A 26,312-nucleotide genomic window follows, 5' to 3' on the forward strand; every position below is an offset into this window, starting at 1 on the left:
ATAATTGAAAAACTAATTATTGGATTTTTGCTCATGGATCAGAACCCTGCTGCACTAGGAAAAAGTAAAAAAAATCTGAGCATGATGCGTGCGGTTGTACACGCATTTATAGGGAAAGAGATAACTTATTATCCTCGTAAGGATGGCGCATCTATTGACGCGAAAATCTATCTCACTGCGATAGAAGATCAACTAAAATTGCTTGATAGTATGGATAGCTTGGATGAAAAATACCTTGATAGGGCGAAAGATTCCTTGAAGGAGGTAAAGGATCTAACCGAATACCAAGATCAGAAATCCGCAAGACTGCTTACCATTGTCGCATTCTTGACGGCAGCGGCGGGCGCGCTTTTCGCCAAATTCGTGGATGCGTATCCATTAAGGCCGGTGTTTCGTAGCTCGTTAGGCTACGGTATCCCGGTCAGTGTAGTTTATCTGTCGTTTGGAATGTTTATTATGTTTGTTGCATTCGGCGCGTTAGTGAGTTTTCATGCGACGCAAACGCGTTTTGTTTGGCCGGAAATGAAACCGGAGAAGCCGGGTGATAAATCACTCAAACCAGGCACTGTGAATGACAAGCCCCGCAAACTAACCGATGTGGATGAAGCAGTTTTCCCGGATGCATTGTCGCATCTCTTTTTCAAAAGTATTCTGCGAACAGATCCCGTCGGCTGGGCAAGATCATTCGTGAAAAATACAACGGCAGGGAGTAGCGGAAGCTCTCTAACGTTGAAGTATTACAAAAATTATATTACTGAAAGCTACCTAGTGGCTGCAAAGTGTGGGGACAAACTGCGGTACTTGCAGCCGGCGCAGAAATTACTTCAATGTGGCATACGTCTGTTGATATTGTGGCTATTGTCATTATTTGTTGTAGTTGCTGTTGTTCCAACCAAAATCGAGTTGGATGTGAATAAACCGACAACTGGTGCGCAGGATTCAACCAAAGACGATAACGGTGCGCAACTTGGCGCTTCTGCGATGGGTGGTGGGTCAGGTCTACATGAGGCACAAAGAGACAAGGCGGCAGGAGCGAGCACCCCCGTGTCGTCGCCAATTGCCGGGCGGTGCCCCGTATCAGGTGCTGCTTCGGCGGCGCAAGAGAGCCCCACCAGTAGCACATCGGCGAGCGCTCCCGTAAGCTCCTCGGGTAATAGGGGAACCGCCGACGGAGCCAAACCATGATGCAGCAGGTCGTCTTGTGTGACGCAGACAACACTCTTTGGGATACAGACTCGGTGTATGCGAAGGCGCAGGAGGCGCTGCTCAGCAGGGTCGAGGCGATTATAGATAATCGAAATTCGGCGCATGGACGTCTGGATTTTGTCCGCCGGTATGACCAAGCTTTGGCGGCCAAGCATCATCTCCACTTTCGCTACCCTCCAATTATGCTGGTGTTCGCATTAGTGGACGGACTGCGAGGTGGCTCCCCCGACGTGGCTGCACGGGCAGCGCTGACTGGACATCGTAGTTCCGAAGCAATCTCCATCCCGCTTGCTGAACAAATCGTCGCCGACTATATTGTTGCGCGAGATAAAACGCCGGGCTTGCTGCCTGGCGTCGAGGAAGGCCTACAGTTAGCGCAGCGAACGGGGCTAAGCGTCTATATGCTCACGGAAGGCAGGATCGAGAAACAACGCAAAATAATCGAAATCCATGGACTTGGATGGGCGTTCGAAAGTGTGCTTGAAGTGACGAAGACGGTTACTCAATTTCGACGACTACGAGAGCGTTTTGCGTCTGCGTCTGTAACGGTCATCGGTGACCAACCTGATCGAGATATCGAACCGGCGTTGTCGGCAGGATGCTCGGCGGTGTTAATTCCGAGTCGATTCCGGCCTGCTTGGCACATCTCCGACTCGTGGGAAAGTGCCACGTATGTCGCAAGTGATTTTAGCGATGCGATCGCATGGATCACGAAGATGCCTGCCGCAGTCTAGGGTAAGTAAGCGTGTCGCGGGCAACATCTTGACGTCGTGCAGAGTCTATATGCAGAAGACGCAATTTTCAGTGAACGTTAGATGCAAAGGCGATATGTGCCCGGTGCGAATCAACGTTCATCGCACAGACTGACAGTTGAATCGTTGCCGGCTTCCGCTTACCGCCAACGAAACTGCCATTTTTTTGGTTGGAAAAGCTTGTCATTGGATGGCCTGGGTTCCATGCATGGCGAACTTCACTGTAAGCGTGTTTTTGGCATTAGTCGCGTGGCTAGCTTTCAGTTCTGCTGAATAAAATATTTTAAATCCGAACGTCTTACCTCCTTGCGCTGTATCAACAATCTCAAACGTTTTTGTCACCGTAAGCGGCTGTTTGTCCATCGTAAGACACGGCGCGACTAGGTGACTGTGTGGTCAGCCTTCAACACACCATCCGCTGCTTGACCAATCAGTAGTCCCAGTTGAGCGTCGATAGGGTCTTGCGGCGGCGGAATGTTGTTCGGCAGGGGATCGGGAACGAAGGTGAGGCCAATTTAATCTTGGCCATTTTGCGGTTCAGAATGCAGAGAAATCCACGTTTCCCAAGACCATTCTGTAGCTCAGTTTGTTTTTTTCCACGAAACTAACGAAATTCATTGCGAGATCGTCGTTATCCGATAACCTTAGAATGACTTCCGGCAACCCTAGCTCAGATTCATCCTCATAGTTGAGGTAAGCGAGATCAGCATGCTCGAGCAACGAAACTTCTTCAAGAAAATTACTCCCGGTATAGAGCCTTCGGCCGATTTCGACGACAACAAAGGCATATTGACTGTCATTACTTCTTCTTGTTCTCGTCCTTGATCGACGTTCAAACAGCATGGCAAGAAACTCTCGCGTGATGCGTGGCGTCCTTATGAGTGAACGTGACAAGACTCTAAAGGATTCTCCAAGCTCTTGCTCTTCGATAGCATCCAAATTGACTTCTGCGGCCGCCGCGCAGAATTTTCTAAAGGCCGCGAGATTTCCCATTTTTGGAGTGGGTGTGGTTTCCCATTTGTCATACCCATTTGTAGGATATTGTCCGCTATCGTCGGCTAGCTCTAGCTCTATTCTAAGTTTTACACTATTGGCGCGTATGAAGGTTTGGAGAGCCTGAAGTCGTTCAAGAGGAAGGCTCATGCAGAGTCGGGCTAGGTCATCTAGGTCCCAGATATCGGAGACGTGAAATCCGACGCTTGCGACCGAGGCAGGATCCAGTGAGTACGAACCTTGTTTCTTGCCGATAATGAGGACCCGAAACTTGTTGTATTCGTCCTTCTGTTTGGCGGTCAGGCGCTTGAGCGTTTTATTAACCTTGTCCGCGTTTGCAGTAGACGTTATCTGAAATGCCTCTTTGCGAATCGCATCCCCAAGGTCTAAGCCCGGCTCATTCGAGCGATGTTCATTTAAATTAAGTAATTGTGCGTTTAGTATGATATTTAAAATATCTTTGAAATAATTTTCCGATATGACATTTAGGTCTGTCATCCCCAACTTGCAGCGCATATCGATTTGCGCAGACAACGAGGATAGCTCGTCGATGATGTCACCAATAAAATAACCTCTAGTAAGCATCAGGTTTCCTTTTGAGTGGGTTCACATGTTCGAAATATTTTTGATTACCGATCGCTGTCATCCGCCCACTAAGGCCCGCCTTTTCAAGCCAAGTGGACTTGGCTATTATCGCGAGAAAGATTTTCCTGAGCTAGTGAAAAAAGTTACACGCGATATAGTCGTTGACCTGTGGAAAAAGCTCACGGTCTTTGTGCTTGAAGAGTTTGACTGCCTTCAGCCGACGGAGCACGACGCGATCATTGACGTCAAGGGACACGCCGCAACATAAGTATCGGAGAAGGGTTGTTATCGGGATGCTAGGGATGTTCCGTAGCGGACGTTCTAACTCGATGGCATTGCTGTGTGCGGAGCCTTCGATGATGGGGACTATCCTGAAGGTCAACGGCTGAAGTGGACATCTTCAACTGTAATTGATGCCGCGAGCGCGATGCGGGGAAGTGATCCAGTACACCGTCGAATTGGTTAGTTGATAGGCGACCTCGCAGTGCGCGCCACGGAACACGATTGATGCACAGGCAACGCACCTATGCTTGTATCTGCGCCAGAAAGCGGCGACCCTCGATGTACGAGGTTCGCCGCCTAGCAGGGACTAGGTCGACGCCTCAGTCATCCTGGTCGTCCTCAGCCTCGGATTCCATTTCGCTGTTGTAACCGTCGAGATAGACCTGAAGCAACGCCGGATCTTTGAAGTGTTTTCTGCCGAGTGCTTCGGCGCCCCACAATGAGTACTTGCACACCATCCGTCCCGACTCGCTGACCCCAAACCACGAACTAGCCATGCGGAACCCCAGCGCGTATCCATAGCCGAAAACGAAGCCTTCGCGGTATTCGTCCTTGTACTGCGAAAACTCAAAAGCGTCCGGCTCTCCATCCGCCATAACGCCAGCGTTCCAGCCAGCTTCAAATGCTCTATCGTCGTACATCGTTCACTCCGATTTTTTTGTCCAGATTTGCCAAACGCATTGGCTCCGAGTAGTCAAGCGCCGTTCTAGCTCCGCGCAGGCTGGATCCGACTACGAAATTGCTTGCATAGTGGGTTCACCGACCAGGTCTGCTTCGTAAAAACACGCAGTGCCACAATCGGGTGGATCTGCCGGCACCAGCAGAGCGGCGGCGGTGAGATCGTCAGTCGGCGTCGGGCGGAGTCCCGGCCTCGGCGAAGATCTCGGAAAGGATCTTAGCTGCCATAACTCGAGCTTGCTCATGGCCGGGCATTGCAGGCTCGTAGCCCCGTTCGAACGTACCTAAAATGATGTCCCAGCCAAAGACCTCGCCATCGCGGAAGACGCAGTAGAGGTGTCCGCCCTGCGGCTCAATCCAGAAGTCGCAATCACGCGGGGATTTGCGGCACTCGATAATGCGATCGATCAAATACGGAGAGCGCTGCCGAAAGACCGCCTCACCAGTCTTCCATTCTTCGGAGTTTAGGATGCCACTGAGTTCGGGGCGGGCTTCCCGCAGATGGGAGATGTAGGCGCTACCCTTGCACAGATTGCGGTAGCTACCGAAACCCATCTCGGCGCAAACTTTTTCAAGCTCGGAGCAAAAGCTCTTATACGCGCCGTATCCTTTGAAACCGAGATCTTTCGCCAAGAGGTCCAGGCGTTGGTTCGATTGCTTCGATGCGAGAAATGTACGATCTGCCTTGATCTGGTCGATCAACATGACGGCGTAGTTTGCCATGCCAGTCGGGATGGCCTTGCCCAGTTGGCCCGCATTGGGGGCAACGTCCTCGGAAATAGGGCGTTGGCCACGCATCATCAAGGTGTTGTTGAGGCGAGCGACCTCACGACGGCAGGCACCGATACGACTTTTCGCGGTTTTCTCGTGGGACCCGCCTGATTTGGTCGACTTGATGAAGTCATCGAGCGTCGCGGGATACAGACTTTCCCCCCAATATGCCCACTGGGCGATTTCCTGCGGGCAGGCCGAGTCTATAGCAGCAGTTGCTGGGAAGGGAACGGCAGGAGTCTCAAGGAGAACTCGCGGAAGTTGACGCAGCCTCTCAAGGTGCAGCGCCAAGTGCTGTTGATCGTCAGAGTTAATGATCGGCATTCGGAACTCCATAATATACGGTCGAAAGAACCCACCCCGCTAGTTCAGCGCAGGCAGATCTACTTTCGTCGCGACTATGTTGTCCTTCGGCCTACAACCGACTCGCGGTCAGTTCTAAGACGGGAGCCGACACGTGCTTCCAAGTGTCTCAAGGATGCACGACGCACAGATGTGCGCCCCCAATTACAGGTGTGAATTTATCGAATTTTGGAGCCGCGGTCAATCATCACTGAGAATTCCAGGCTGCGATTCACACGAATGTTTTCGTAATCGGGCTAGCGTCAGTCCGCGCGGATCAATGATTGCCGAATTCGCAATCGGCCGGGAGTTGATAGGATGCGCGCAATTTGTTCGTGCGCCGCTTGGAACGGTCGAAGAGGGCTGGGCTGTGGTGCTGGCGTTCTCGGAAGTGGGCATTCACCGTGGCCAAATGAACCGCGGCCAGAGAACACGTGGAAAGTCATCTGTGGCTGAAGCAGTGTTTAACACGGCAGGCGATTGTCGGTCACGCAGCAAGATCGCATTTGGCGGCGACCGCTACGACATCTTCACGACGCGGCGGGCTGCTGCAATATGCTCTCGATCGACCAGATTCGCTCACTCGAGGCGCCGCCGCCGCGCCAGGTAAGCCCAGCGAGGACCTCGGGGCGCGACAGCGAGCGACGAGCCGGCAAGTGAATGGATTGGTTGAGCGGTGGACATGGGAATGCCCAGACTGTGGTGCTGTTGTCTCTCAGTTGGGGGAAAGGCTCGCCGAACACACCCAGTTGTCGAGTCGATCGCACCTGCTATTGTTGTCGCACCGAAGCTCGCATCCCCGGGAGGAGGCACACTACCTCCATGAGTGCAAATCGCCCACTACGTTACGTGGCGACTCAATGATTTCGGACCTCGGCGCAAGCAGTCCCTCGCAGCATGCCAACGGTGCACGACTTATGACAATTCTGGACGTAAAGCTTCGTCATCCTGATCGTCGGGTCCAGCAAAATTGCTGCTGTCCAACACCGCGAAACTGGGTGACAGCAACGGATGATAGAAAGGTTGCACAAGCTCGTAGCGAAACCGGACTTATCGTCGGTGTGCGGCAATTGAAACGACCTCGGCCCCGGCTTTGATCCGATCAAGGTAGTCAACCCATTGCTGCATCATGACGCGCCGCTCACGGATGAACTTCGTACGGTTGTAGGCAGAACCGAGGTTATCTGGAACGACATGCGCGAGTTGATGCTCGATCACCTCCGGTTTCTGCTCGAGTTCCTCATGCAGAATTGTACGAGCCATCGCCCGAAAGCCGTGGCCCGTGATTTCCGTGCGAGTATCGTAGCCAAGTCGGCGCAGCGCTGCATTGATGGCAGCTTCGCTCATCGGACGAAGCTTGGAGCGTGCACTCGGAAATACAAATCGGCCTTGCCCCGTCATCGCGTGCAGTTCGCGCAGGATTGCAACTGCCTGCGTGGCAAGTGGCACCAGGTGCTCTGTTTTGGTCTTGCTAATAAGGTAGCGCCATTCGCCCTTGTCCAGATCGAACTGAGTCCATTCCGCCTGCCGCAATTCGCCGGGCCGCACGAATATCATCGGTGCTATCTTGAGCGCGCAAAGCACTGGAAACGTGCCCGAAAAACCGTCAAATGCGCGCAGCATCTCTCCGACTTTCACGGGTTCGGTAATAGCCGCGAAATGCTTTTCTACTGGGGGTGGTATCGCGCCGATCAGATCCTTAGCCGGGTCGGTCTTGCAAAACCCCTCCTTGATGCCAAAGCGGAAGACCCGGCTGATCTCGCTGCGCACCCGATGGGCCGTAAATCGCGCGCCCCGGCCGTCGATGCGCTTCAGGACAGAAAGGATCTCCGGGGCGTCGATTTCGGTGATCGGTCTCTTGCCCAGCCACGGAAACACATCGTTCTTGAAGCGGGCCGATGTCTTCTCGTACTGACCGATTTCAACAACCGTCTTGCGTTCTTCCATCCAGCCATTGGCGACGACTTCAAATGAGTTGGCGGCGGCGATGCGCACAGCGCGTTTTTCGGTTTTCTTCGCCTCGCCAGGGTCTATTCCCGCAGCAAGCTTTTCGCGCGCGTTGTCGCGTTTCTTGCGAGCTGCCGCTAGCGGCACAGCTGGATACGCGCCGAGCGCGAGCGTTTTTTGTTTGCCGACGAACCGATAGTTCATCCGCCAGTATTTCCCGCCGGACTTATCGAGCTGAAGGTACATGCCGCCACCATCTGACAGGCGGTTGCCGGTTCCGTCTGAGTTGTAGCGTGCGTTCCTAATCTGGATGTCGGTGAGCGGCATGTTGGTATCTCGAAGCGGAAAAGTGCGTTTGCGAGGTCGATACCAACAAAAATACCATCCGATACCAACAGATGTCCACGGAACAAGCCCGACCACCCAGGACAAAAAAACCCGCGAAGCCATGAGCTGGCGCGGGTTTCTGAACTTCTCTGGAACTTGCCGGAATATTTTGTGGTGCCCGGGGCCGGAATCGAACCGGCACGCCTTGCGGCGGGGGATTTTGAGTCCCCTGCGTCTACCAATTTCACCACCCGGGCAAACAGCATTTGAACCAGCCGACTGGGGGCGGAAAAAACCCGACACCAACCGGCAAGTCAGCGATTATGCCGAAAATCGTTTCCGCGGGCAAGCCCCTGGATCCACGCAGCAGGCTACCGCGTTCACCGGCGCACTCACTGGCTCAAATACGTGAACTGGCCGTTCTTGATGATGCCCATCACGCTCGCCCGTTGATCCAACCCGACGTGATCGGTCGCGCTCGTGTTGACCACGCCGTTAGGCACGACCAGTTCATGCGCGTGTTCCAGCTCCGAGCGCAATGCCACCCGGAATGCCACCGTCCCCGGTTGCCCGGCTTTCAACGCACGCCCGACCGCATCCTGCAGCCGCGGATAGACCCCGGCCGCATCGCCGGCAAACTGCGTGACCGACCCCTTGCCATACTTCGCCTCGTAGGCATCGACGAAAGCCAGCGCCGCTTTCTTCGATGGATGATCAGAGGGCAAAGTCCGCGCGACCACCACCGGCTGCGTCGGGAACAGCGTGCCTTCCACGTCCTTGCCGCCGAGCTTGATGAACTCCGGCGTCGCAATGCCGTGCGTCTGGTAAATCGCGCCTTTATAACCGCGCTCGATCAGCGTGCGTTCCGGCAACACCGTCGGCGTACCCGCGCCCGCGATCAGCACCGCATCGGGTTTCTCGGCCATCAGCTTGAGAATCTGCCCGGTCACACTCGTGTCGGTGCGATTAAAACGCTCGCTCGCGACCACCTTGATATGCCGCAACTCGGCGAACTTCGAGAATTCGTTGAACCAGCTATCGCCGTAACTATCGGCGAAACCGATGAAACCGACCGTCTTCACGTTCCGGTTGACCATCGTGCGGGTCATCACGTCGGCCATTGCGCCGTCGGTTTGGGCCATCTTGAACGCCCACACCTTCTTGCCTTCCTGCGGTTCGACAACCGATGCCGAGCCGATCAGCGTGATCATCGGCGTCTGGTATTCGGCCACCGGATCGAGCGCCGCGAGCGCTGCTGGCGTGATATTCGGTCCGACGATCACATCGACTTTGTCTTCTGTAATCAGCTTGCGGATATTGCGCACGGCCGCGCCCGGGTCGGAGCCGTCGTCGAGAATGATGTATTCCGCCTGTTGACCCGCAATAGTCTTCGGCCACATCAGCATGGCGTTCTTGCTCGTGATGCCGATGGCGGCCGCCGGACCGGTGCTCGACAAATCGATACCAACTTTCAGTTGCGCGTTAGCCGCTGCACTGAAAAACGCGAGCGCGCTGACCATCAGCGCCGGGCGCATGAACTTCGACAACTTCATTGGAAGGTCTCCGCGAAGAGGTGTGGTTTAAAAATGCTGAAGTGTGGGATGACAAAAATCGCACGGCGCGGGTTTCGACGCGAGCGTTGCCCGTGTCTTAGGTCGTGCTCGAACCCCGGTCAATCAAAGCTCGTAGGTTTCGTGCTCGCCGGACAGCGCCTGCTCGATCAGCTTGCGGTTCATCGAAGGCGAGAGCAGTTCGACCAGCGTGTACACATAGCTGCGTAAATACGCGCCTTGTTTCAAAGCGAGCCGCGTGACATTCGTGCCGAACAGATGGCCGACGGGCATTGCGCGAAGGTGTTTGTCGCGTTCGGGGTTAAACGCGATATCCGCGAGAATGCCCACGCCCAAGCCCAGTTCGACGTAGGTCTTGATCACATCGGAATCAATGGCTTCCAGCACGATATCGGGCGACAGATTGCGCAATGCGAACGCCTGGTTGATCTTCGAGCGGCCGGCGAACGCGTTGTCGTAGGTAATGATCGGGTATTGCGCGAGGTCGTCGAGCGTCAGCAGCTTGCGTTCGAGCAGCGGATGGTCCGGCATCATCACGGCCACGTGGTGCCACTGAAAACACGGCAGCGACACCAGCTCCTTATAGTTGGCGAGCGCTTCGGTGGCGATGGCGATATCCGCCTGATCATGTATGACCATTTCGGCGACCTGCGTCGGGTTGCCTTGCAGAATCGAAAGATGCACCTTCGGAAAGCGCTTCTTGAACTCGGCGATAGCGTTCGGCAGTGAATACCGCGCCTGTGTATGCGTGGCCGCGATCACCAGATTGCCCTGATCCTGTGCCGCGTAATCTTTACCGACACGCTTCAGGCTTTCCACTTCCTGCAAGATTTTTTCCACCGATGCCAGGATAATTCGCCCTGGCTCCGTCAGCGAACGAACCCGTTTGCCGTGACGCGTGAAGATCTCGACCCCGAGTTCATCCTCCAACTCGATGATCGCTTTCGATACCCCCGGCTGCGACGTGAACAGCGCTTTAGCGGCTTCGGTGAGGTTGTAGTTCTGCCGGACGGCTTCGCGCACGAAGCGGAACTGGTGCAGATTCATATATAACCCATCCGCATATCAAAGTAATTTATCAGTCGTTTGCAATATATAGGAAGTTTATTACCATCGAGCCAATTTTTCCAATATCGATATCTGTATTTGTCATAAGCAAATGAACGCATCGTCCGAACGGCGTTCCAGGCAATGACTCTACTTATAGAGACGTGCGGCGTGGCTAGGACGCCGTACTGACGGAACTACTGAAAACTGGGGCCCCCGAATGTATCAATACGATCAGATCGACCAGAAAATCGTCGACGAACGCGTCGCTCAATACAGCGACCAAGTGCGCCGCCGTTTGTCCGGCGAGTTGAGCGAAGAAGAATTCCGGCCGCTGCGTCTGCAGAACGGCCTGTACATGCAGCGGCACGCGTACATGCACCGTATCGCGATTCCGTACGGCAACTTGCGCAGCGACCAGATGCGCATGCTCGGCACGATCGCGCGTGAACACGACCGCGGTTATGGCCACTTTTCGACGCGGACCAACATCCAGTTCAACTGGATCCAGCTCGAAGAAACGCCGGAAATCTTGCGCAAACTGGCGTCGGTGCAAATGCACGGCATTCAAACGTCAGGCAATTGCATCCGCAATATCACCGCCGATCAATTCGCAGGCGTCGCGCCCGATGAAATCGTCGATCCGCGTCCGTGGGCCGAAATCCTGCGCCAATGGTCGACTTTCCACCCTGAGTTCGCGTGGCTGCCGCGCAAGTTCAAGATCGCGGTCAATGGCTCGGTGGAAGATCGCGCAGCCGTGCAAGTGCACGATCTTGGCGTTTATCTGAAGAAGAACGCTGCGGGCGACGTGGTGGCGAGCATCCTCGCGGGCGGCGGCTTGGGTCGTACGCCTATCGTCGGCGCGATCATCAAGGAAGACCTGCCCTGGCAGCATCTGCTGACGTATTGCGAAGCCGTGTTACGTGTGTATAACCGCTACGGCCGTCGCGACAATATATATAAGGCGCGGATCAAGATTCTCGTGAAGGCGCTGAGCCCCGCGAAATTCGCGCAGCAAGTGGAGGAAGAGTGGGCGCATTTGAAGGACGGTCCTTCCACGCTCACGCAAGAAGAACTCACGCGCGTGTCGCAGTTCTTCGCACCGCCCGCGTATGAAAAGCTGCCGGATACGGATGTGTCGTATGAAAAGCATCTCATCGACAGCAAGCCGTTCGCGCGCTGGATCGAGCGCAACGTGCGGCCGCACAAGGTGCCGGGTTATGCGTCGGTGACGTTGTCGCTGAAGCCGACCGGCATTGCGCCGGGCGATGCAACGGACAAGCAGATGGAAGCCGTCGCCGATCTCGCCGATGAATTCTCGTTCGGCGAAATCCGCGTCTCGCATGAGCAGAACCTGATCCTCGCAAACGTGAAGAAGCGGAACCTGTACGCGGTGTGGGAACGCGCGAAAGCGCTGGGTTTCGCGACATCGAATATTGGTTTGCTGACCGACATCATTGCGTGCCCGGGCGGCGATTTCTGCTCGCTCGCGAACGCCAAGTCGATCCCGATCGCGCAAGCGATTCAAGAACGTTTCAGCGATCTCGACTACGTGTACGACCTCGGCGACCTGACGCTCAACATCTCGGGTTGTATCAACGCGTGCGGTCATCATCACATTGGCAACATCGGTGTGCTCGGTGTCGATAAAGACGGCTCGGAGTGGTATCAGGTCACGCTCGGCGGCGAGCAAAGCTCGGGCGCAACGGGCGCGCATCTTGGCCGCGTGATCGGCCCGTCGTTTTCGGCGGAAGAGATGCCCGAGGTCGTGTCGCAAGTGATCGATACGTTCGTTGAGAATCGCATTGAAGGCGAGCGTTTCATCGAGACGTATGGCCGTATCGGCATCGCGCCGTTCAAGGAACGCGTGTACGCGTCGCGCCAGCCGGCACATGCTTGAAACGCTAAGGAATAAGCACATGGCTTTGATAATCAAGAACCGCGAAGTGGTTGAAGACGACTGGAACGTGGTGCGTGCGGCTGAAGATGGCACGCTGCCCGCCGTCGATGCATTGTTGCCGGGTAAGGTAATTGTGCCGTTCACGTGGTGGAAAGAGCATAAGAACGCGTTGACCGCGGCGCACAAGAAGGAACCGATCGGCGTGTGGCTCGCCCCCGACGATGAACCCGCGGAACTGGTCGAAGACTTCGACAAGATCGCGCTGATCGCCGTCGATTTCCCCAAGTTCAGCGATGGCCGTGGTTTCAGCATAGGCCGCTTGCTGCGCGAGCGTTATCACTGGACCGGCGAGTTGCGGGCTATTGGCGACGTGTTGCGCGATCAGTTGCGCTTCCACGCGCGTTGCGGTTTCGACGCCTTCGCCGTTCGTGCCGATAAAGACATTCACGACGCATTGAACGCGTTCGGTGAATTGAGCATCCCGTACCAGAGCGCTGTGGACAATCCGGAACCGCTGTTCCGTCGTCGTGGCAAAGCTGCCGCCGGAGCGTCTGCATGAATGCCGAACTGCAAGCCAAAGTCGGTCGTCTTGATGCGCTGCTCGATTCCATCGCGCAACGTCATGCGAACGTCAAGCTAGCCAGCAGTCTCGCCGCCGAAGACATGTTGCTCACGCACGCCATTCTTTCGCGCGGCATAAAGATCGGCATTTTCTCGCTGAACACCGGTCGTCTGCATGCTGAAACGCTGGGCATGATTGATCGCGTGAAAGAGCGGTATGGATACGATATTGAACAGTTTTATCCGCTGCCGGAAGCGGTTGAAGAGTATGTGCGCGACCACGGTTTGAACGCCTTCTACGAGAGCGTCGATCTGCGTAAAAGCTGTTGCGGAATTCGTAAGGTCGAGCCGTTGAATCGCGCGCTGAAGGACGTGAGCGCGTGGGTCACGGGACAGCGGCGCGAGCAATCGGTAACACGCGTAGAGTTGCATGAGGAAGAGCACGACGCGCCGCGTGGTATCGCGAAGTTCAATCCGCTCGCGGACTGGACCGAAGCCGATGTCTGGGCCTATTTGAAGGCCTTCGATGTCCCCGTCAACCCGCTGCATGCGCGCGGTTATCCGAGCATTGGCTGTGAGCCGTGCACGCGCGCTATCCGTCCGGGCGAAGATAGCCGGGCAGGGCGCTGGTGGTGGGAATCGCGGGACACGAAGGAATGCGGCTTGCACGTGACGAATATAAGGATCGTGGAAGACCGCAGCGCAGCGCCAACCTCGGCACTCTGAACGCATTGATATTGACGCACGACGCCACAAGCTGGGTGTCATGCAAAGCAACCAAGGAACGACGCATATGAGCAGCACGCTCGATTCAACAGTCAACGCTCCGATCGCGAATCGCGAGACCCGGATGGATCACCTCGACTGGCTCGAAGCCGAGTCCATTCACATCCTGCGCGAACTCGTGGCCGAGTGCAGCAAACCTGCGTTGCTGTTCTCCGGCGGCAAGGATTCGGTCGTCGTGCTGCATCTTGCGTTGAAGGCATTTGGCCTAGGCTCGGGTCGCAAGACCGTGCTGCCGTTCCCGCTGGTTCATATCGATACCGGTCATAACTTTAGCGAAGTCATCGACTTTCGCGATCGTCGCGCCGCTGAAATTGGTGCGGAACTCGTGGTCGGTCATGTCGAAGATTCAATCAAGAAAGGTACCGTGCGTCTGCGTCGCGAAACGGATTCGCGTAACGCTGCGCAAGCGGTGACGTTGCTCGAAACCATCGAGGAATACGGTTATACGGCGTTGATCGGCGGCGCGCGTCGCGATGAAGAAAAGGCCCGCGCCAAAGAGCGCATTTTCTCTTTCCGCGATGAATTCGGCCAGTGGGACCCGAAAGCGCAACGCCCGGAATTGTGGAGCATCTACAACGCGCGTTTGCATAACGGCGAGCACTTGCGCGTGTTCCCCATTTCGAACTGGACCGAACTGGATATCTGGCAATACATCGGGCGCGAGAAGCTTGAATTGCCGTCCATTTACTATGCGCACGATCGCGAAATTATTCGCCGCAATGGCTTGCTCGTGCCGCTGACGCCGATCACGCCGCTGCTGGAAGGCGAAGTGTCCGAAGTCGCGCAAGTGCGTTTCCGTACCGTCGGTGACATCAGTTGCACGTGCCCCGTTGCCAGCGATGCCGACGACGTCGAGAAGATCATCGCGGAAACCGCCGTGACGGAAATCACGGAACGCGGCGCCACGCGCATGGACGATCAAGCGTCCGAAGCCGCCATGGAAACCCGTAAGAAACAAGGTTATTTCTAAGCATCACGCCGCAAACAAGGAACAGGGAAACATCATGAGTATTCATCAACCCGAAGACCTCGGCGTGTTGCGTTTCATCACGGCAGGCAGCGTCGACGACGGCAAGAGCACGCTGATCGGCCGCCTGCTGTTCGATAGCAAAGCGGTGTTGTCGGATCAGTTGTCGGCGTTGTCGCGGGCGAAGAACAAGCGTACTGTTGGTGACGAAATCGATCTGTCGCTGCTGACCGATGGCCTTGAAGCCGAGCGTGAGCAGGGCATTACGATCGACGTGGCGTACCGTTATTTTGCGACTGCGAAGCGCAAGTTCATCATCGCCGATACCCCCGGCCACGAGCAGTACACGCGCAACATGGTGACGGGCGCATCGACCGCGCATGCCGCGATCATTCTGGTGGATGCCACGCGCGTGACGTTGCAGGATGGCGTGGCGCAACTGCTGCCGCAGACGGTGCGCCATAGCGCGATCGTCAAATTGCTTGGGCTGCAGCATGTGATCGTCGCGATCAACAAGATGGATTTGATCGAGTTCAGTGAGACGCGTTTCAACGAGATCCGCGACGCGTACGTTGAACTCGCGCGCCGGCTTGGAATTGCCGATGTGCGCTTCGTGCCGGTGTCGGCGCTCAAGGGTGACAACATCGTGACCGCGAGCGAGCGCATGCCGTGGTATGCGGGCGAACCGCTGCTCGATCTGCTTGAAGCGCTGCCGGTTACGCAACCTGTTGATCAAGCGCTGCGTTTCCCGGTGCAATGGGTCGCGCGACAGGACGGCAGTCAGGCCGACGATTTCCGCGGCTACATGGGCCGGGTGGAATCGGGCGAAGTGAAACTGGGCGACACCATCACCGTGTTGCCGGCCAATCGCGATGCAACCGTTGCCGAGATCATCGCACCGGTTCCGGGCGGCGTGGCGCAAGTGGATCGCGCGTTCGCGGGCCAGACGGTGACCATTCGCCTGGCGGAAGATGTCGACGTCTCGCGTGGCGATACGTTCGTGCCGCGCAACACGAGCGGCGCCAAGATCGAGCCGGCGAAGAAGCTGGACGCTGACCTCTGCTGGTTCGACGAGGAGCCGCTTTCACAGCAACGCAAGTACTTGCTGAAGCAGACCACGAACACGGTGTTCGCGCGGATTGGTGCAATCAAGGAAGTGCTCGACGTGCATACGCTGCTGCATTCGGTGGACCGCCATAACCTGACGATGAACGACATCGGCCGCGTGGCGCTGACGCTTCAAAAGCCGATCGTCTGCGATGCCTACGACACGCATCAGGGCACGGGCGCGTTTGTTCTTATCGATGAAGCGACGCATCACACGGTTGCGGCCGGGATGATTCGCTCGTATTCAGCCTGAGAATCGACTATGGGTAAGGTGTATTTGATCGGAGCGGGGCCGGGTGCTGCGGACCTGATTACGGTTCGGGGCGCCCGGTTGTTGAGCCAGGCGCAGGTCGTTCTGCACGACGCGTTGATCGAGCCGGCCATGCTCGACTACGCGCCGGACGCGCGCAAGATTGCGGTGGGCAAGCGCTGCGGACAGCGTTCAACGGCGCAGCATTTCATTAACAAGCAGATCGTCGATGCCGCCCGCGAACACGAGATCGTCGTGCGGCTGAAGGGTGGCGACCCCATGTTGTTCGGCCGCGCCGACGAAGAAATGCGCGCGCTCGAAGCGGCGGGTATTGAGTACGAAGTGGTGCCGGGGATCACGGCCGCGCTGGCGAGCGCCGCGACGTTGAAGCGTTCGCTGACCTTGCGCGGGGTATCGCGTAGTGTTGCTCTGGCAACGTACAGCCGTGCCCCTGACAGCGATGAAATCCGCGAGCAGGCCAGCGCGGATTCGCTCGTGTTCTACATGGGCCGTGACAGCGCGCCGGAGATTGCGCAGCAACTGATCGATGCAGGGCGGCTGGCGTCGACGCCGGTTGCCATCGTCGAGGCTTGCAGTACGCCGCGCGAACGTTCGCTGACGCTGACGCTGGGCGAAATGGCGATTGGGGAAGCGCAGGATTGGCTCGATGCATCGCAGCCGAGTTTGCTGATGATCGGTGAAGCGTTTGCGGAGCGGTCGGTTATGGTAGTACCGGTCCAAAGCGTGGAAGCGGCATTACAACAGGCTGCTGCCTGAGTGAGGCCGCAGGCGACGCGGCGAAACCGCGCCGCCCTGGCGAGCTTTAGACCGCTTGTGATTCGTCGTCTGAAAAGCCCCGTGGGTCACTGACCCACGGGGCTTTTTTCACCTGCGCCGGTTTCCTGATGCCTGTGCAATTGCGTGCTTCAACGACCCGTTTCGCGAGCGTTGACGCACTACGCTTTCTCCACTTCACGCAGCCCAATGGCCTGCGGCTTGCGGAATGCAGAGGAGATTTTGTTGCACTCGGTTCGGGGAACACCGAACTCCTCGAAATAAGTCCGCCACTCTCTCACAACAGCCGACAAACGCTGGATGATTTCAACGGCCGCGTGTTTGAGCAGACCGAATCGGCCCGCCGCGGAGAGGGCATTGTCGAGCGTCGCCAGCCGGCCCATTGCCGGACCTACGCCCAGTACGAGGAAACGCTCGGAGCCGACCTGCGGCTTCGGCACGACGTCGTAAAGGTCGCTCAGGCGCCAGCCCTTGTTTGCTCCGTCCCACACGAACGCATGATTGCGAAGATGGTCATCGTCATTCGTCACGAGAATGTTGAACACCATTCGCTTGAACAGCTCGATCTTGTCGGCCGCGACAAAGCCCGTGGCGCCTCGTTCACCGAGCAGGTCCGCCAGGTCCGTGTAATTAGCCGATGCGGTATCGCTTTCATGCATCTTGAGCATGGTCAGCGCGCTCACGACGTGGCGTTTGCCGAACGTACCGCCGGGCAACGGCACGCGGTCAAATCGTTCGATCAGCATGACATCGCGCCCGTCGGCCAAGTGAATGGGCCTGGTTGCGGGAACGCGCATACCGCACTCGCGGGCGAGTTCAAGCGTTGCACGCTCCACGACGGGAACGTTGAAACCGTCCCGGGCGACAGGAAATTTGGCGACCCATTGTCGTCCATCGTCCAGCAACACGGCTTTGGGTCGCGCGCCGCCGAAAGTTGCGCCAACGCTAAAGAGTAACTGCAGCTTTTTCGGAACCGGCTTGCCGTCCTGGATCATGGCTGCAGCGTCGAGCAGATAAGAAAGCTCTTTTGCATCCGGCAACTTGCCGGGTTCTGCCGGTGCGGTGGGGGAGTCCCTGAAATCCAGCGCGCCAGTCCGGTGGGGGCCAGCATGAGCCAGATATTCAGTCTCGGGCAAACCGTCGGGCGCCGCCCTCAACATATTCTCAATCACGCGCCGTCCCCAGGAATCCGGAGCCGCGTCACGGATTGCGCCAAACAGCGCCAGTCCTGCAGGGGGCTGAAATACCGTTTCCTTGGACTTCTTCGCCTCGCTCAGAGGCATGCTGACCGGGTCCACGGCAGCGGCGTTCGCACGCTGTAAGTACTTGTTGCCGTAGACGAAGGTCGACCCGACGGGCTTGATACCTTCTTCGAGTAGTTCGAGCTTACCGGCAGGGACCGCCTCGGCCGCTCCTTCGAGGGCGATGAAGACGTATTTGCTCCAGGTTGTTGTATTAAAAATCATACTCGCCTGTCTTCGAAGCGGTCTTGCGTGGACGCACGCGAGATTCCGTCTTGCGCCGCGCTTCGCCGACCACGTCGTTTTGCGGATTCGCGAGCGGCTGGAGCAATCCGAGGAGGCCGGCACGTTCGAACGCGTGCAGCCACGACGAGAAACTGACCGAAACATCGCCATTTTCTATGCGTATCAGGGTGCTCGGGCTGATGTTGGCTCGTTCGGAAAAATCCTTCCGGGTCATGTTGCGTGCGATCCGGGCGGCGGCGACCGCGCGTCCAAGTCCCGTGGCCTGAAGCCCAAGTTCTGGCGAAGAAAAATCCTTGTTGTTGCGCTTCATTTTGTCGTATCTGACATATAAACCCACTTAATTGGTCAGTATAGACAAAATCCTAAGATCGTCAATATTTCTATATGGAAAAAATGGTCATATCTGAACAAATAAGTGGATTAATTGATCAGATATGACCATTTTTGGCTGATTAGAACGCGTTTGATTGGTGATTTGCCCGCACCGGGTGTCCGCTGAAGCTCGCTCCGGCCCTCTTCGGCGCGCAGGCACAATGGCGTCGGCCAGGAAAATCCTTCGGACAGAACAATGCCCCGGAAGTCCATGACTCGCGGGGCATTGTGGAAAACGGTCGAGCTTTCGCCAGCACGCTAGTGAGGAGCGATAAACCTACTCAATCTGCCGAACGCAATATTGTGCGACCGCATCCAGCACCGAGTCGTCTTCGCCCACCGCTGTTGCGCATTGGATGGTCAGCAATGGAAACATCGCGCGGCATCGATCGAGCAACTCAGGCAGGTCGCGCCGTATATGACCGCCTTGACCGAAGAACACGGGCACGACGGTGAGCGCGTCACACCCATCCGCCGCCAGGCGTTCGACAGCCGTAGGTAAATCGGGGGTCATCAGTTCAAGAAACGCCAGCGATACCGGCGCGCTGCGCATTGCGCGCAGCTTCGTGGCGAGCCGTTCGAAAGGCTCGGCCCAGCGTGGATCGCGTGCGCCGTGACCGAACAGGATCATGCCGTGCTTGCTCATCGCGTTCTCCCTCGTCTCAAAGCGCTGACGCCTGAAGCCCTAATGCTTGAAGCCTAATGCCGGTCCACCCACCGCAACCCGATCAAGCCGACGATCAGGTACGCCAGCGCCGGCGCTGCGGCCGTCAATGGCGCGGGCCAGGTGTTCAGCGTACCAATGTGTGAAAACAGCGTGTTGACCAGCTGGAAGCTCATGCCGATCATGATGCCGCCGAACACCTTCACACCGACCACGCCGGCGCGCGTATGCAGGTACGCAAACGGCAGGGACAGCACCAGCATCACCAGCACCGCGAGCGGATACAAGATCTTGCGCCAGAACGCGATCTGATACCGCTGCGTGTCCTGATGATTTTCCGTCAAATGCTGGATGTATCTGAAGAGGTTGAACATCGACATCCGGTCTGGCGACACCAGCAGCACCGACAAAATCTGCGGCGTGAGTTCAGAGCGCAGCGAATACTCCGGCAGGGTGATCTGTTTCGCGCGATACACGGGATTAAGCGCGTCGCCGGGATTCACGGTTTGTGGCGGCGCGTCGATGAGTTCGGTGTCCGTTACGTCGGTGAGCTTCCAGTGGCCCGGCGGCTGGAACACGCCACTTTTAGCGATGCGCACGTTCGTCAGCCGGAACAACGAATCGAATTCGTAGATGCGCACGTTCGCAATGGTCGTATCCGGATTCAGCGTGCCCACGTTTACAAAGCGCGTGACCTGTTCGCCGTCCGCGCGCGCGGTCAGCGTGTCTTTCACCCAGACGCCTGATTCGAAGTTCATCGACACCGACGAGCCCAGCGCTTCGAGCCGCACTTTCTCGGAGAGCTGGTCCGAGTAGGGGCCGACCACTTCGCCGATCACATACGTGAGCAGGACCATTGGTATGCCGATCTTGAGCAGCGAGCGCAGCGCCTTGCCGGTGGACAATCCGGATACGCGGAAAATGGTGAACTCGGACGCGGCGGCCATTTGCGCGAACACGTAGATGGCCGCAATCAGCGCGGCAACCGGGATGATTTCGTAGAAGCGCGAGGGCGTCTGCAAGCCCACTCGCAGCACGGCGAGCCCAAACTTGTAGTTGCCGTGGCCGACCGTATTCAGCTCGTTGATCAAGTCAAAGAAGAAGAACAGGCCAGAGAACGCGAACAGGATGAAGATGAACGCGAGATAGATCTGACGCGCGAAATACCGTTCGTAAATGCGCATTGCGTCAGGCCCCTTTCGAGCGGGTAAACGCCGACAGCTTGAAGAGCGGCCGATTACGTATGCGCAACCAGAAGATGAACGCGACCATGACCGAGACGATTATGTGCAGCCCCACCAGCCCGACAACAAACGACACTCGGCCTTGTTCGATCCACGACTGCACCACGTTCAGCAGGTTGGAATATGTCAGATAGATCAGTACTGCCATCACGAGATTGATTGTTCGACTGCGCCGGGGGTTTTGGTAGGAGAGCGGAATGGCGAGCAGCATCAGGTTGATCGCGATCAGCGGCAGACCCGCGCGCCACGCGATTTCGGCAAGGTTGTCGCGGGTGGGATTGGCCAGCAACTCGTTCGTATACATGCCGGTCGTGGTAGGCGTGTTCACGAATTGCTGGCTTTGAATTTTCACGCCGTAGCGCTCGAACTCCATGATCCGGAAGTTCGGCTGCCCCGGAATGCCGTCGTAGCGCCGGCCGTTTTCCAGCACCACGAAGCGGTCCCCATTGGCGTGCGTTTCGGTATGGCCGTTCTTCGATACCACCACGTTGACCTTGCCGCCTTCCGTACTCGTCACGAACACGTTCTGCACGTGCCCCTGATCCGGCGACATCTTTTCGATGAAAAACACGCGGTGGCTGGTTTGCGATTCACGGAACTGACCCGGTGCGAGCAGCGAGACTTCGTCGCGTTGCTGGAACCGTGCCTTGATGAGCTTGCTTTGCAAATTCGACCAGGGCCAGACCACGAACGCAAAAAATACGATGGCCAGGATGATTGGCGTGGAGAAGAGCGCGATTGGTTTGATCAGCGCCGTCTGACTGACGCCTGACGCGAGCCACACGACCATCTCCGAGTCGCGATACCAGCGCGTCAGCACGAAGAGGATGGACACGAACAGGGTCACGATCATGATCACGGCGAGATAGCCGATGACGGTGAGGCCGATCAGCACGACGACGTCGCGCGGATCGACTTGTCCCGATGCGGCAAAGCCGACGATGCGGATCATCATCGTGGTCAGCATGATCGTGAGCAGCACCATGAATACGGCGCCAGCCGTATACGCGAGTTCACGCTGAAGGGAGCGTTCGAAGATCATTGATTGTCAGGTGGAAACCGGCGGCGACCAGGCGGTTGGATTATGTGCGGGCCGCGCTTGGACCACGTTTGGACCACACGCCATGACAAACGTGCCGGATGAACGAGTCGACCGAGTCATGAGCGAGACATTCAATCCGGGTATCGCTGCCCGCGACCGCCTCGGAAAAAAATAGCGGATAATTGCGGCTTTCTTCCTTCAGCCCAGATTTTATCCGAGGATAAGCGCGATGGACTTTAGCATAAAAGCCTGTGATTGGAGCAAAGGCTCGGCAAATGGTTTCCTTAACGGAAAGGCCGATGTAGTAGTGCTCGGAGTGTTCGAAGCGCAGACGTTGACGGGCGCAGCCCGCGAGATGGATTTGGTCACCAAGGGGCTGCTTACGCGCACGGTGAAAGCTGGCGACATGAGCGGCAAGGCCGGTTCCACGTTGATGCTGACCGAAGTGACGGGGATTGGGGCGTCACGGATTTTGCTGGTCGGCCTCGGCAAGCAGGACGCTTTCAATCAGAAGGCTTACACGGAAGCCGCGCGCGCCGCATGGCGGGCGCTGCTTGCCACGAAGATCGCGAACGTGGCGTTCACGCTCGCCCAACTGCCGGTGCCCGAGCGTACCAGCGACTGGGGTGTGCGCTGCGCCATCCTCGCGCTGCGCGAGTTGACCTACAAGTTCACGCAGATGAAAAGCAAGCCGGAAAACGGCGATCGCGCGTTGAAGAAAGTGGTGTTCAGCATCGATGCCGCCGACGAAAAGGCTGCGAAGCTCGCGTTGAAACACGCCACGGCGCTCGCCAACGGCATGGACCTGACGCGCGATCTCGGCAACTTGCCGCCGAACGTCTGCACGCCCACCTATCTCGGCCATACCGCGAAAAAGCTGGGCAAGGAATTCAAGCTGAAGGTGGAAGTGCTCGGCCAGAAGCAGATCGAAGCGCTGGGCATGGGTTCGTTCCTGTCGATCGCGAAAGGCTCGGTCGAACCGCCCGCGTTCATCGTGATGCATCACCAGGGCGCGGGCGCGAAGGCCGCGCCGGTCGTGCTGGTCGGCAAGGGCATTACGTTCGACACCGGCGGCATCTCCATCAAGCCCGGCGAAGGCATGGACGAGATGAAGTACGACATGCTCGGCGCTGGTTCGGTGTTCGGCACCATGCGCGCGATCGCGGAAATGGGGTTGAAGCTCAACGTGATCGGTGTGGTTCCGACGTGCGAGAACATGCCGGCCGGCAACGCGGTAAAGCCGGGTGACATTGTCACGTCCATGTCCGGCACGACTATCGAAGTGTTGAATACGGACGCGGAAGGCCGCCTGATTCTCTGCGACGCGCTGACCTACGTGGAACGCTTCAAACCCGCGGCAGTTATCGATATCGCCACGCTCACGGGCGCGTGCGTCGTGGCGCTGGGCCATCACAACACCGCTTTGTTCTCGAAGGACGACGCGCTGGCGGGCGAGTTGCTGGATGCGTCGAAGGAAGCCATCGATCCGACCTGGCGCATGCCGCTCGACGACGAGTATCAGGACCTGCTGAAGTCGAATTTCGCCGATGTCGCGAACATTGGCGGACGGCCGGGCGGCGCGATTACCGCGGCGTGTTTCCTGTCGCGTTTCGCGCAGAACTATCCTTGGGCTCACCTTGACATCGCGGGTACGGCGTGGAAAAGCGGCGCGGCAAAGGGCGCAACCGGTCGTCCGGTGCCCTTGCTCACGCAGTTCCTGGTCGATCGCGCGGGCCAATGAGCGTGGTTGAACCAAGCGTGAGCGGGGAGGCACAGCCATGACGCGTATCGATTTCCATTCGAATGTGGGGGATTCGATCGCGTACGCCTGCCGCCTCGTGCGCAAGGCTTACCTGAGCGGTCAGCCGTTGATCGTGCTGGCCGAACCCGAGCGGTTGAAGCGGTTCGACGAGCAATTGTGGACCTTCAAGCCGCTCGAGTTCGTGCCGCATTGCATGGCGGACAGCGCGCTGGCGGGGCAAACGCCGGTGTTGCTGACTGCGTCGCTGGAATCGCTGGGGCAGGATCTGCAGCAGCAGATCCTGCTGAACCTCGGCGCAACCGTACCGCCGCAGTTCGCGCGGTTTGAACGCCTGCTGGAAGTGGTCGGCAACGAGGAGCAGGAACTCGTGGCTGGGCGCGACCGGTATCGTTTCTATCGCGATCGGGGCTATGTGCTCAACAATTACAAGCAGGGCGGCTGAGCGCACCGCTCAGTCGCAGTGTGCGGGGGCCACGCGGTATGATCGCAAAAACGCCCGCCGTTACCGTTAGCCCGCAGTCGGCCTGCCATCAGGTTCCAACAGCCTGCCATCAAGAGAGACGGAGTCCACTCGTGCCCATCACCACCGCGCCCGATACGGCTGAAACACCCGAAAACTTCGATTCCTCCATTCCCGTGCTGACCGATATCATCGTGCCGGGCCGGCCAGACCGTGCCCGCGTTGCACCGCGGGCGCCGGAGCCGGTGTTATCGCCGGCGGCTGTGCCATCGCACGAGGAGCTTGCACACGGCGCGGATCGTGACGCCGATGTGATCGCAGACAGGCTGCGCGGGCGCTTCACGCATTTTTTGACTGGCGATGGCCGGGCGTTGATCGAGGAACGCTGCAGGGAATCGTTGCAGGAGCATTCCACCTGGCTAGTCAGCCAGATTACGCGGGAGGTTGCGTTGGCGCTGGAAACCGAGTTGACGCAATGGGTGCGCGAGGCGGTGGCCGACGAACTGGAACGGCGAGGGCGCAAGTAAGAAGGGGATTTCGGGGCAATTCTGGCTGACGGAGCCGAGTCCGACCCAGCGCAGCGGTAATCCGGCATTTAACCCGGCATTAAATTTCCTGCCTACGCCGGCAGAACCTGAAACGGTCCGCCGGCGCGAGCGAAAAACAGCGAGCAATTACCCCGCGATCAACCCGTTACCGCGCCTTTGTTTGCCGGCAACGCGAGCGCAGCATACTTGGCCAGCACGCCACGCGTATAACGTGGCGCAGGCTGCGTCCACTCTCCGCGACGACGCTCGATCTCGGCGTCATCCACGTTCAGTTGCAACAGCAGCTTGTGAGCGTCGATAGTGATCGAATCACCTTCCTTGATGAACGCGATCGTGCCGCCCATATAGGCTTCCGGGGCAACGTGACCCACCACCATTCCCCAAGTGCCGCCGGAGAAGCGTCCATCGGTAATCAGGCCCACCGATTCCCCCAGCCCCTGGCCGATGATCGCTGACGTAGGCGCCAGCATTTCCGGCATGCCCGGACCACCCTTCGGGCCGAGATAACGCAACACGACAATGTCGCCGGCCTTGATCTGACCCGCGACAATCGCGGTCATCGCGCTTTGTTCGTCCTCGAACACGCGTGCCGGGCCGGTGATGACCGGGTTCTTCAGGCCGGTGATCTTCGCCACGGCGCCGTCCGGCGCCAGGTTGCCCTTCAGGATGGCCAAATGGCCTTCGTCGTAGAGCGCCTTGTTGATCGGGAAAATCACGTCCTGATCAGCGCGCGGCTTCGACGGCACGTCCTTCAGTTCTTCCGCGATGGTCTTGCCCGTAATCGTGATGCAATCGCCGTGCAGCATGCCCGCGTCGAGCAAAATCTTCAGCACTTGCGGAATCCCGCCGGCCTTGTGCAGATCGGTCGCCACGTACTGACCCGACGGCTTCAGGTTGCAGATCACCGGCACTTTCTTGCGCATACGCTCGAAGTCGTCGATGCTCCATTCCACTTCGGCCGCATGGGCGATAGCCAGGTAGTGCAGCACCGCGTTGGTCGAGCCGCCGGTCGCCATGATCAGCGCAACCGCATTTTCAATCGATTTCTTCGTGATGATGTCGCGCGGCTTGAGATCGGCCTTGACCGCTTCGACCAGCACGCGCGCCGATTCCGCCGCGGACGTGACCTTTTCTTCGTCGGGGTTCGCCATGGTCGAGGAATACATCAGCGACATGCCGAGCGCTTCGAACGACGAGCTCATGGTGTTGGCCGTGTACATGCCGCCGCACGAACCGCTCGATGGGCAGGCGTTTTTCTCGATGCCGTCGAAATCTTCCTTCGACATCCGCCCGGCGGAGAACTCGCCGACCGCTTCGAACGACGACACGATGGTCAAATCCTTGCCCTTCCAGTTGCCCGGACGGATCGTGCCGCCATACACGTAGATACCCGGTACGTTCATGCGCGCGAGGCCGATCATGCCGCCTGGCATGTTCTTGTCGCAGCCGCCGATCACGACCACGCCGTCCATCCACTGGCCTTGCACAGCCGTTTCAATACAATCGGCAATCACTTCGCGTGACACGAGCGAGTACTTCATGCCTTCGGTGCCCATCGACATGCCGTCGGAGATGGTTGGCGTGCCGAATGTCTGCGGATTGGCGTCCGATTTACGAATCGATTCGACGGCGGCGTCCGCCAGCTTTTGCAGGCCGGAATTGCACGGCGTGATGGTGGAATGACCATTGGCGATGCCGATCATCGGCTTGTCGAAGTCTTCGTCCTTGTAGCCGAGGGCGTAATACATCGAGCGATTCGGGGAACGCGCGATGCCTTGCGTGATGTTTTTCGAGCGGCGATTGAAGGCCATGTGGGGGCTCCTTGAGGATTTTATTGTCTGGTCGCGAAAGGATGAAGCTTGTACG

At 57.6% G+C, this 26,312-nt stretch carries 24 protein-coding genes and 1 tRNA gene; 12 read left to right on the top strand and 13 right to left on the bottom strand.

Features of this window, described 5'->3' with window-relative positions; all coding sequences use genetic code 11:
- Nucleotides 1–33: 33 nt before the first annotated feature.
- Together HB376_RS05595 and HB376_RS05600 are read left to right on the top strand one after the other, a co-directional pair.
- Nucleotides 34–1,185, top strand: a complete 1,152-nt coding sequence (locus HB376_RS05595) for a hypothetical protein (RefSeq protein WP_213762444.1) — start codon at nt 34–36, stop codon at nt 1,183–1,185.
- Nucleotides 1,182–1,940 carry an HAD family hydrolase gene (locus HB376_RS05600; RefSeq protein WP_213762445.1) on the top strand — a complete coding sequence of 253 codons (759 nt, stop codon included), beginning with the start codon at nt 1,182–1,184 and terminating at the stop codon, nt 1,938–1,940. The genes HB376_RS05595 and HB376_RS05600 overlap by 4 nt, the downstream gene beginning before the upstream one ends.
- Nucleotides 1,941–2,495: 555 nt before the next feature.
- Here HB376_RS05600 and HB376_RS05605 read toward each other — a convergent pair.
- Nucleotides 2,496–3,536 carry an SMEK domain-containing protein gene (locus HB376_RS05605; RefSeq protein ID WP_213762446.1) on the bottom strand — a complete coding sequence of 347 codons (1,041 nt, stop codon included), beginning with the start codon at nt 3,534–3,536 and terminating at the stop codon, nt 2,496–2,498.
- Between the two features lie 25 nt (nt 3,537–3,561).
- On the opposite strand from HB376_RS05605, the gene HB376_RS05610 reads away from it, so the two are divergent.
- Nucleotides 3,562–3,804, top strand: coding sequence for a hypothetical protein (locus HB376_RS05610; RefSeq protein WP_213762447.1), 243 nt, complete (start codon nt 3,562–3,564; stop codon nt 3,802–3,804).
- Between the two features lie 334 nt (nt 3,805–4,138).
- Here the strand turns inward: HB376_RS05610 and HB376_RS05615 are convergent, their stop codons facing one another.
- The 6 genes from HB376_RS05615 to HB376_RS05640 all read right to left on the bottom strand — a co-directional run bounded on the left by HB376_RS05615 (nt 4,139) and on the right by HB376_RS05640 (nt 10,501).
- Nucleotides 4,139–4,459, bottom strand: a complete 321-nt coding sequence (locus HB376_RS05615) for a hypothetical protein (RefSeq protein WP_213762448.1) — start codon at nt 4,457–4,459, stop codon at nt 4,139–4,141.
- Nucleotides 4,460–4,661: 202 nt separating this feature from the next.
- Nucleotides 4,662–5,591: a hypothetical protein gene (locus HB376_RS05620; RefSeq protein ID WP_213762449.1), complete on the bottom strand. Its 930-nt coding sequence runs from the start codon at nt 5,589–5,591 to the stop codon at nt 4,662–4,664.
- 1,068 nt (nt 5,592–6,659) lie between these two features.
- Nucleotides 6,660–7,883, bottom strand: a complete 1,224-nt coding sequence (locus tag HB376_RS05625) for an integrase arm-type DNA-binding domain-containing protein (protein WP_213762450.1) — start codon at nt 7,881–7,883, stop codon at nt 6,660–6,662.
- Between the two features lie 172 nt (nt 7,884–8,055).
- Nucleotides 8,056–8,140: transfer RNA gene (locus tag HB376_RS05630), tRNA-Leu, on the bottom strand.
- A 135-nt stretch (nt 8,141–8,275) separates the two neighbouring features.
- Nucleotides 8,276–9,418, bottom strand: a complete 1,143-nt coding sequence (locus HB376_RS05635) for an ABC transporter substrate-binding protein (RefSeq protein WP_255631197.1) — start codon at nt 9,416–9,418, stop codon at nt 8,276–8,278.
- Nucleotides 9,419–9,559: 141 nt separating this feature from the next.
- Nucleotides 9,560–10,501 (bottom strand): CysB family HTH-type transcriptional regulator, encoded by a 942-nt coding sequence (locus HB376_RS05640; RefSeq protein ID WP_213762452.1) that lies wholly within the window; start codon nt 10,499–10,501, stop codon nt 9,560–9,562.
- 220 nt (nt 10,502–10,721) lie between these two features.
- Between HB376_RS05640 and HB376_RS05645 the strand changes: the two genes are divergently transcribed.
- The 6 genes from HB376_RS05645 to cobA all read left to right on the top strand — a co-directional run bounded on the left by HB376_RS05645 (nt 10,722) and on the right by cobA (nt 16,849).
- Entirely contained in the window at nt 10,722–12,401 is a 1,680-nt protein-coding gene (locus HB376_RS05645) for a nitrite/sulfite reductase (protein WP_213762453.1), read from the top strand.
- Between the two features lie 19 nt (nt 12,402–12,420).
- Entirely contained in the window at nt 12,421–12,960 is a 540-nt protein-coding gene (locus HB376_RS05650; protein ID WP_213762454.1) for a DUF934 domain-containing protein, read from the top strand.
- Nucleotides 12,957–13,688, top strand: coding sequence for a phosphoadenylyl-sulfate reductase (locus HB376_RS05655; protein WP_213762455.1), 732 nt, complete (start codon nt 12,957–12,959; stop codon nt 13,686–13,688). The genes HB376_RS05650 and HB376_RS05655 overlap by 4 nt, the downstream gene beginning before the upstream one ends.
- A 67-nt stretch (nt 13,689–13,755) precedes the next feature.
- Nucleotides 13,756–14,718 carry a sulfate adenylyltransferase subunit CysD gene (gene cysD / locus HB376_RS05660; protein WP_158936350.1) on the top strand — a complete coding sequence of 321 codons (963 nt, stop codon included), beginning with the start codon at nt 13,756–13,758 and terminating at the stop codon, nt 14,716–14,718.
- A 31-nt stretch (nt 14,719–14,749) separates the two neighbouring features.
- Entirely contained in the window at nt 14,750–16,075 is a 1,326-nt protein-coding gene (locus HB376_RS05665) for a GTP-binding protein (protein ID WP_213762642.1), read from the top strand.
- Between the two features lie 9 nt (nt 16,076–16,084).
- A complete protein-coding gene (gene cobA, locus HB376_RS05670; RefSeq protein ID WP_213762456.1) occupies nt 16,085–16,849 on the top strand; it encodes a uroporphyrinogen-III C-methyltransferase in 765 nt (254 codons plus the stop codon).
- A 179-nt stretch (nt 16,850–17,028) separates the two neighbouring features.
- On the opposite strand, the gene HB376_RS05675 is transcribed toward cobA, so the two are convergent.
- The 5 genes from HB376_RS05675 to lptF form a co-directional block, all read right to left on the bottom strand.
- A complete protein-coding gene (locus HB376_RS05675; protein WP_213762457.1) occupies nt 17,029–18,333 on the bottom strand; it encodes a HipA domain-containing protein in 1,305 nt (434 codons plus the stop codon).
- Complete coding sequence (locus tag HB376_RS05680; RefSeq protein ID WP_213762458.1) at nt 18,323–18,664, bottom strand: helix-turn-helix transcriptional regulator; 342 nt, start codon at nt 18,662–18,664, stop codon at nt 18,323–18,325. The genes HB376_RS05675 and HB376_RS05680 overlap by 11 nt, the downstream gene beginning before the upstream one ends.
- Before the next feature lie 339 nt (nt 18,665–19,003).
- On the bottom strand, nt 19,004–19,372 hold the full coding sequence (locus tag HB376_RS05685; RefSeq protein ID WP_213762459.1) for a CbiX/SirB N-terminal domain-containing protein: 369 nt from the start codon (nt 19,370–19,372) through the stop codon (nt 19,004–19,006).
- A gap of 53 nt (nt 19,373–19,425) precedes the next feature.
- The gene (lptG, locus tag HB376_RS05690) at nt 19,426–20,574 is read right to left on the bottom strand and encodes an LPS export ABC transporter permease LptG (RefSeq protein ID WP_213762460.1); all 1,149 of its coding nucleotides are present in this window, start codon (nt 20,572–20,574) and stop codon (nt 19,426–19,428) included.
- A 4-nt stretch (nt 20,575–20,578) separates the two neighbouring features.
- Nucleotides 20,579–21,676 (bottom strand): LPS export ABC transporter permease LptF, encoded by a 1,098-nt coding sequence (gene lptF, locus HB376_RS05695; protein ID WP_213762461.1) that lies wholly within the window; start codon nt 21,674–21,676, stop codon nt 20,579–20,581.
- Between the two features lie 229 nt (nt 21,677–21,905).
- Between lptF and HB376_RS05700 the strand changes: the two genes are divergently transcribed.
- From HB376_RS05700 to HB376_RS05710, 3 genes are all read left to right on the top strand, one after another.
- Nucleotides 21,906–23,417, top strand: coding sequence for a leucyl aminopeptidase (locus HB376_RS05700; protein WP_213762462.1), 1,512 nt, complete (start codon nt 21,906–21,908; stop codon nt 23,415–23,417).
- A gap of 37 nt (nt 23,418–23,454) precedes the next feature.
- On the top strand, nt 23,455–23,880 hold the full coding sequence (locus HB376_RS05705; RefSeq protein ID WP_213762463.1) for a DNA polymerase III subunit chi: 426 nt from the start codon (nt 23,455–23,457) through the stop codon (nt 23,878–23,880).
- 131 nt (nt 23,881–24,011) lie between these two features.
- The gene (locus HB376_RS05710; protein ID WP_346730446.1) at nt 24,012–24,425 is read left to right on the top strand and encodes a DUF2486 family protein; all 414 of its coding nucleotides are present in this window, start codon (nt 24,012–24,014) and stop codon (nt 24,423–24,425) included.
- A 158-nt stretch (nt 24,426–24,583) separates the two neighbouring features.
- On the opposite strand, the gene ilvD is transcribed toward HB376_RS05710, so the two are convergent.
- Nucleotides 24,584–26,257, bottom strand: a complete 1,674-nt coding sequence (gene ilvD / locus HB376_RS05715) for a dihydroxy-acid dehydratase (protein ID WP_213762465.1) — start codon at nt 26,255–26,257, stop codon at nt 24,584–24,586.
- Nucleotides 26,258–26,312 lie beyond the last annotated feature (55 nt).

The organism is Caballeronia sp. dw_19, from assembly GCF_018449515.1.
Classification (GTDB): domain Bacteria; phylum Pseudomonadota; class Gammaproteobacteria; order Burkholderiales; family Burkholderiaceae; genus Caballeronia.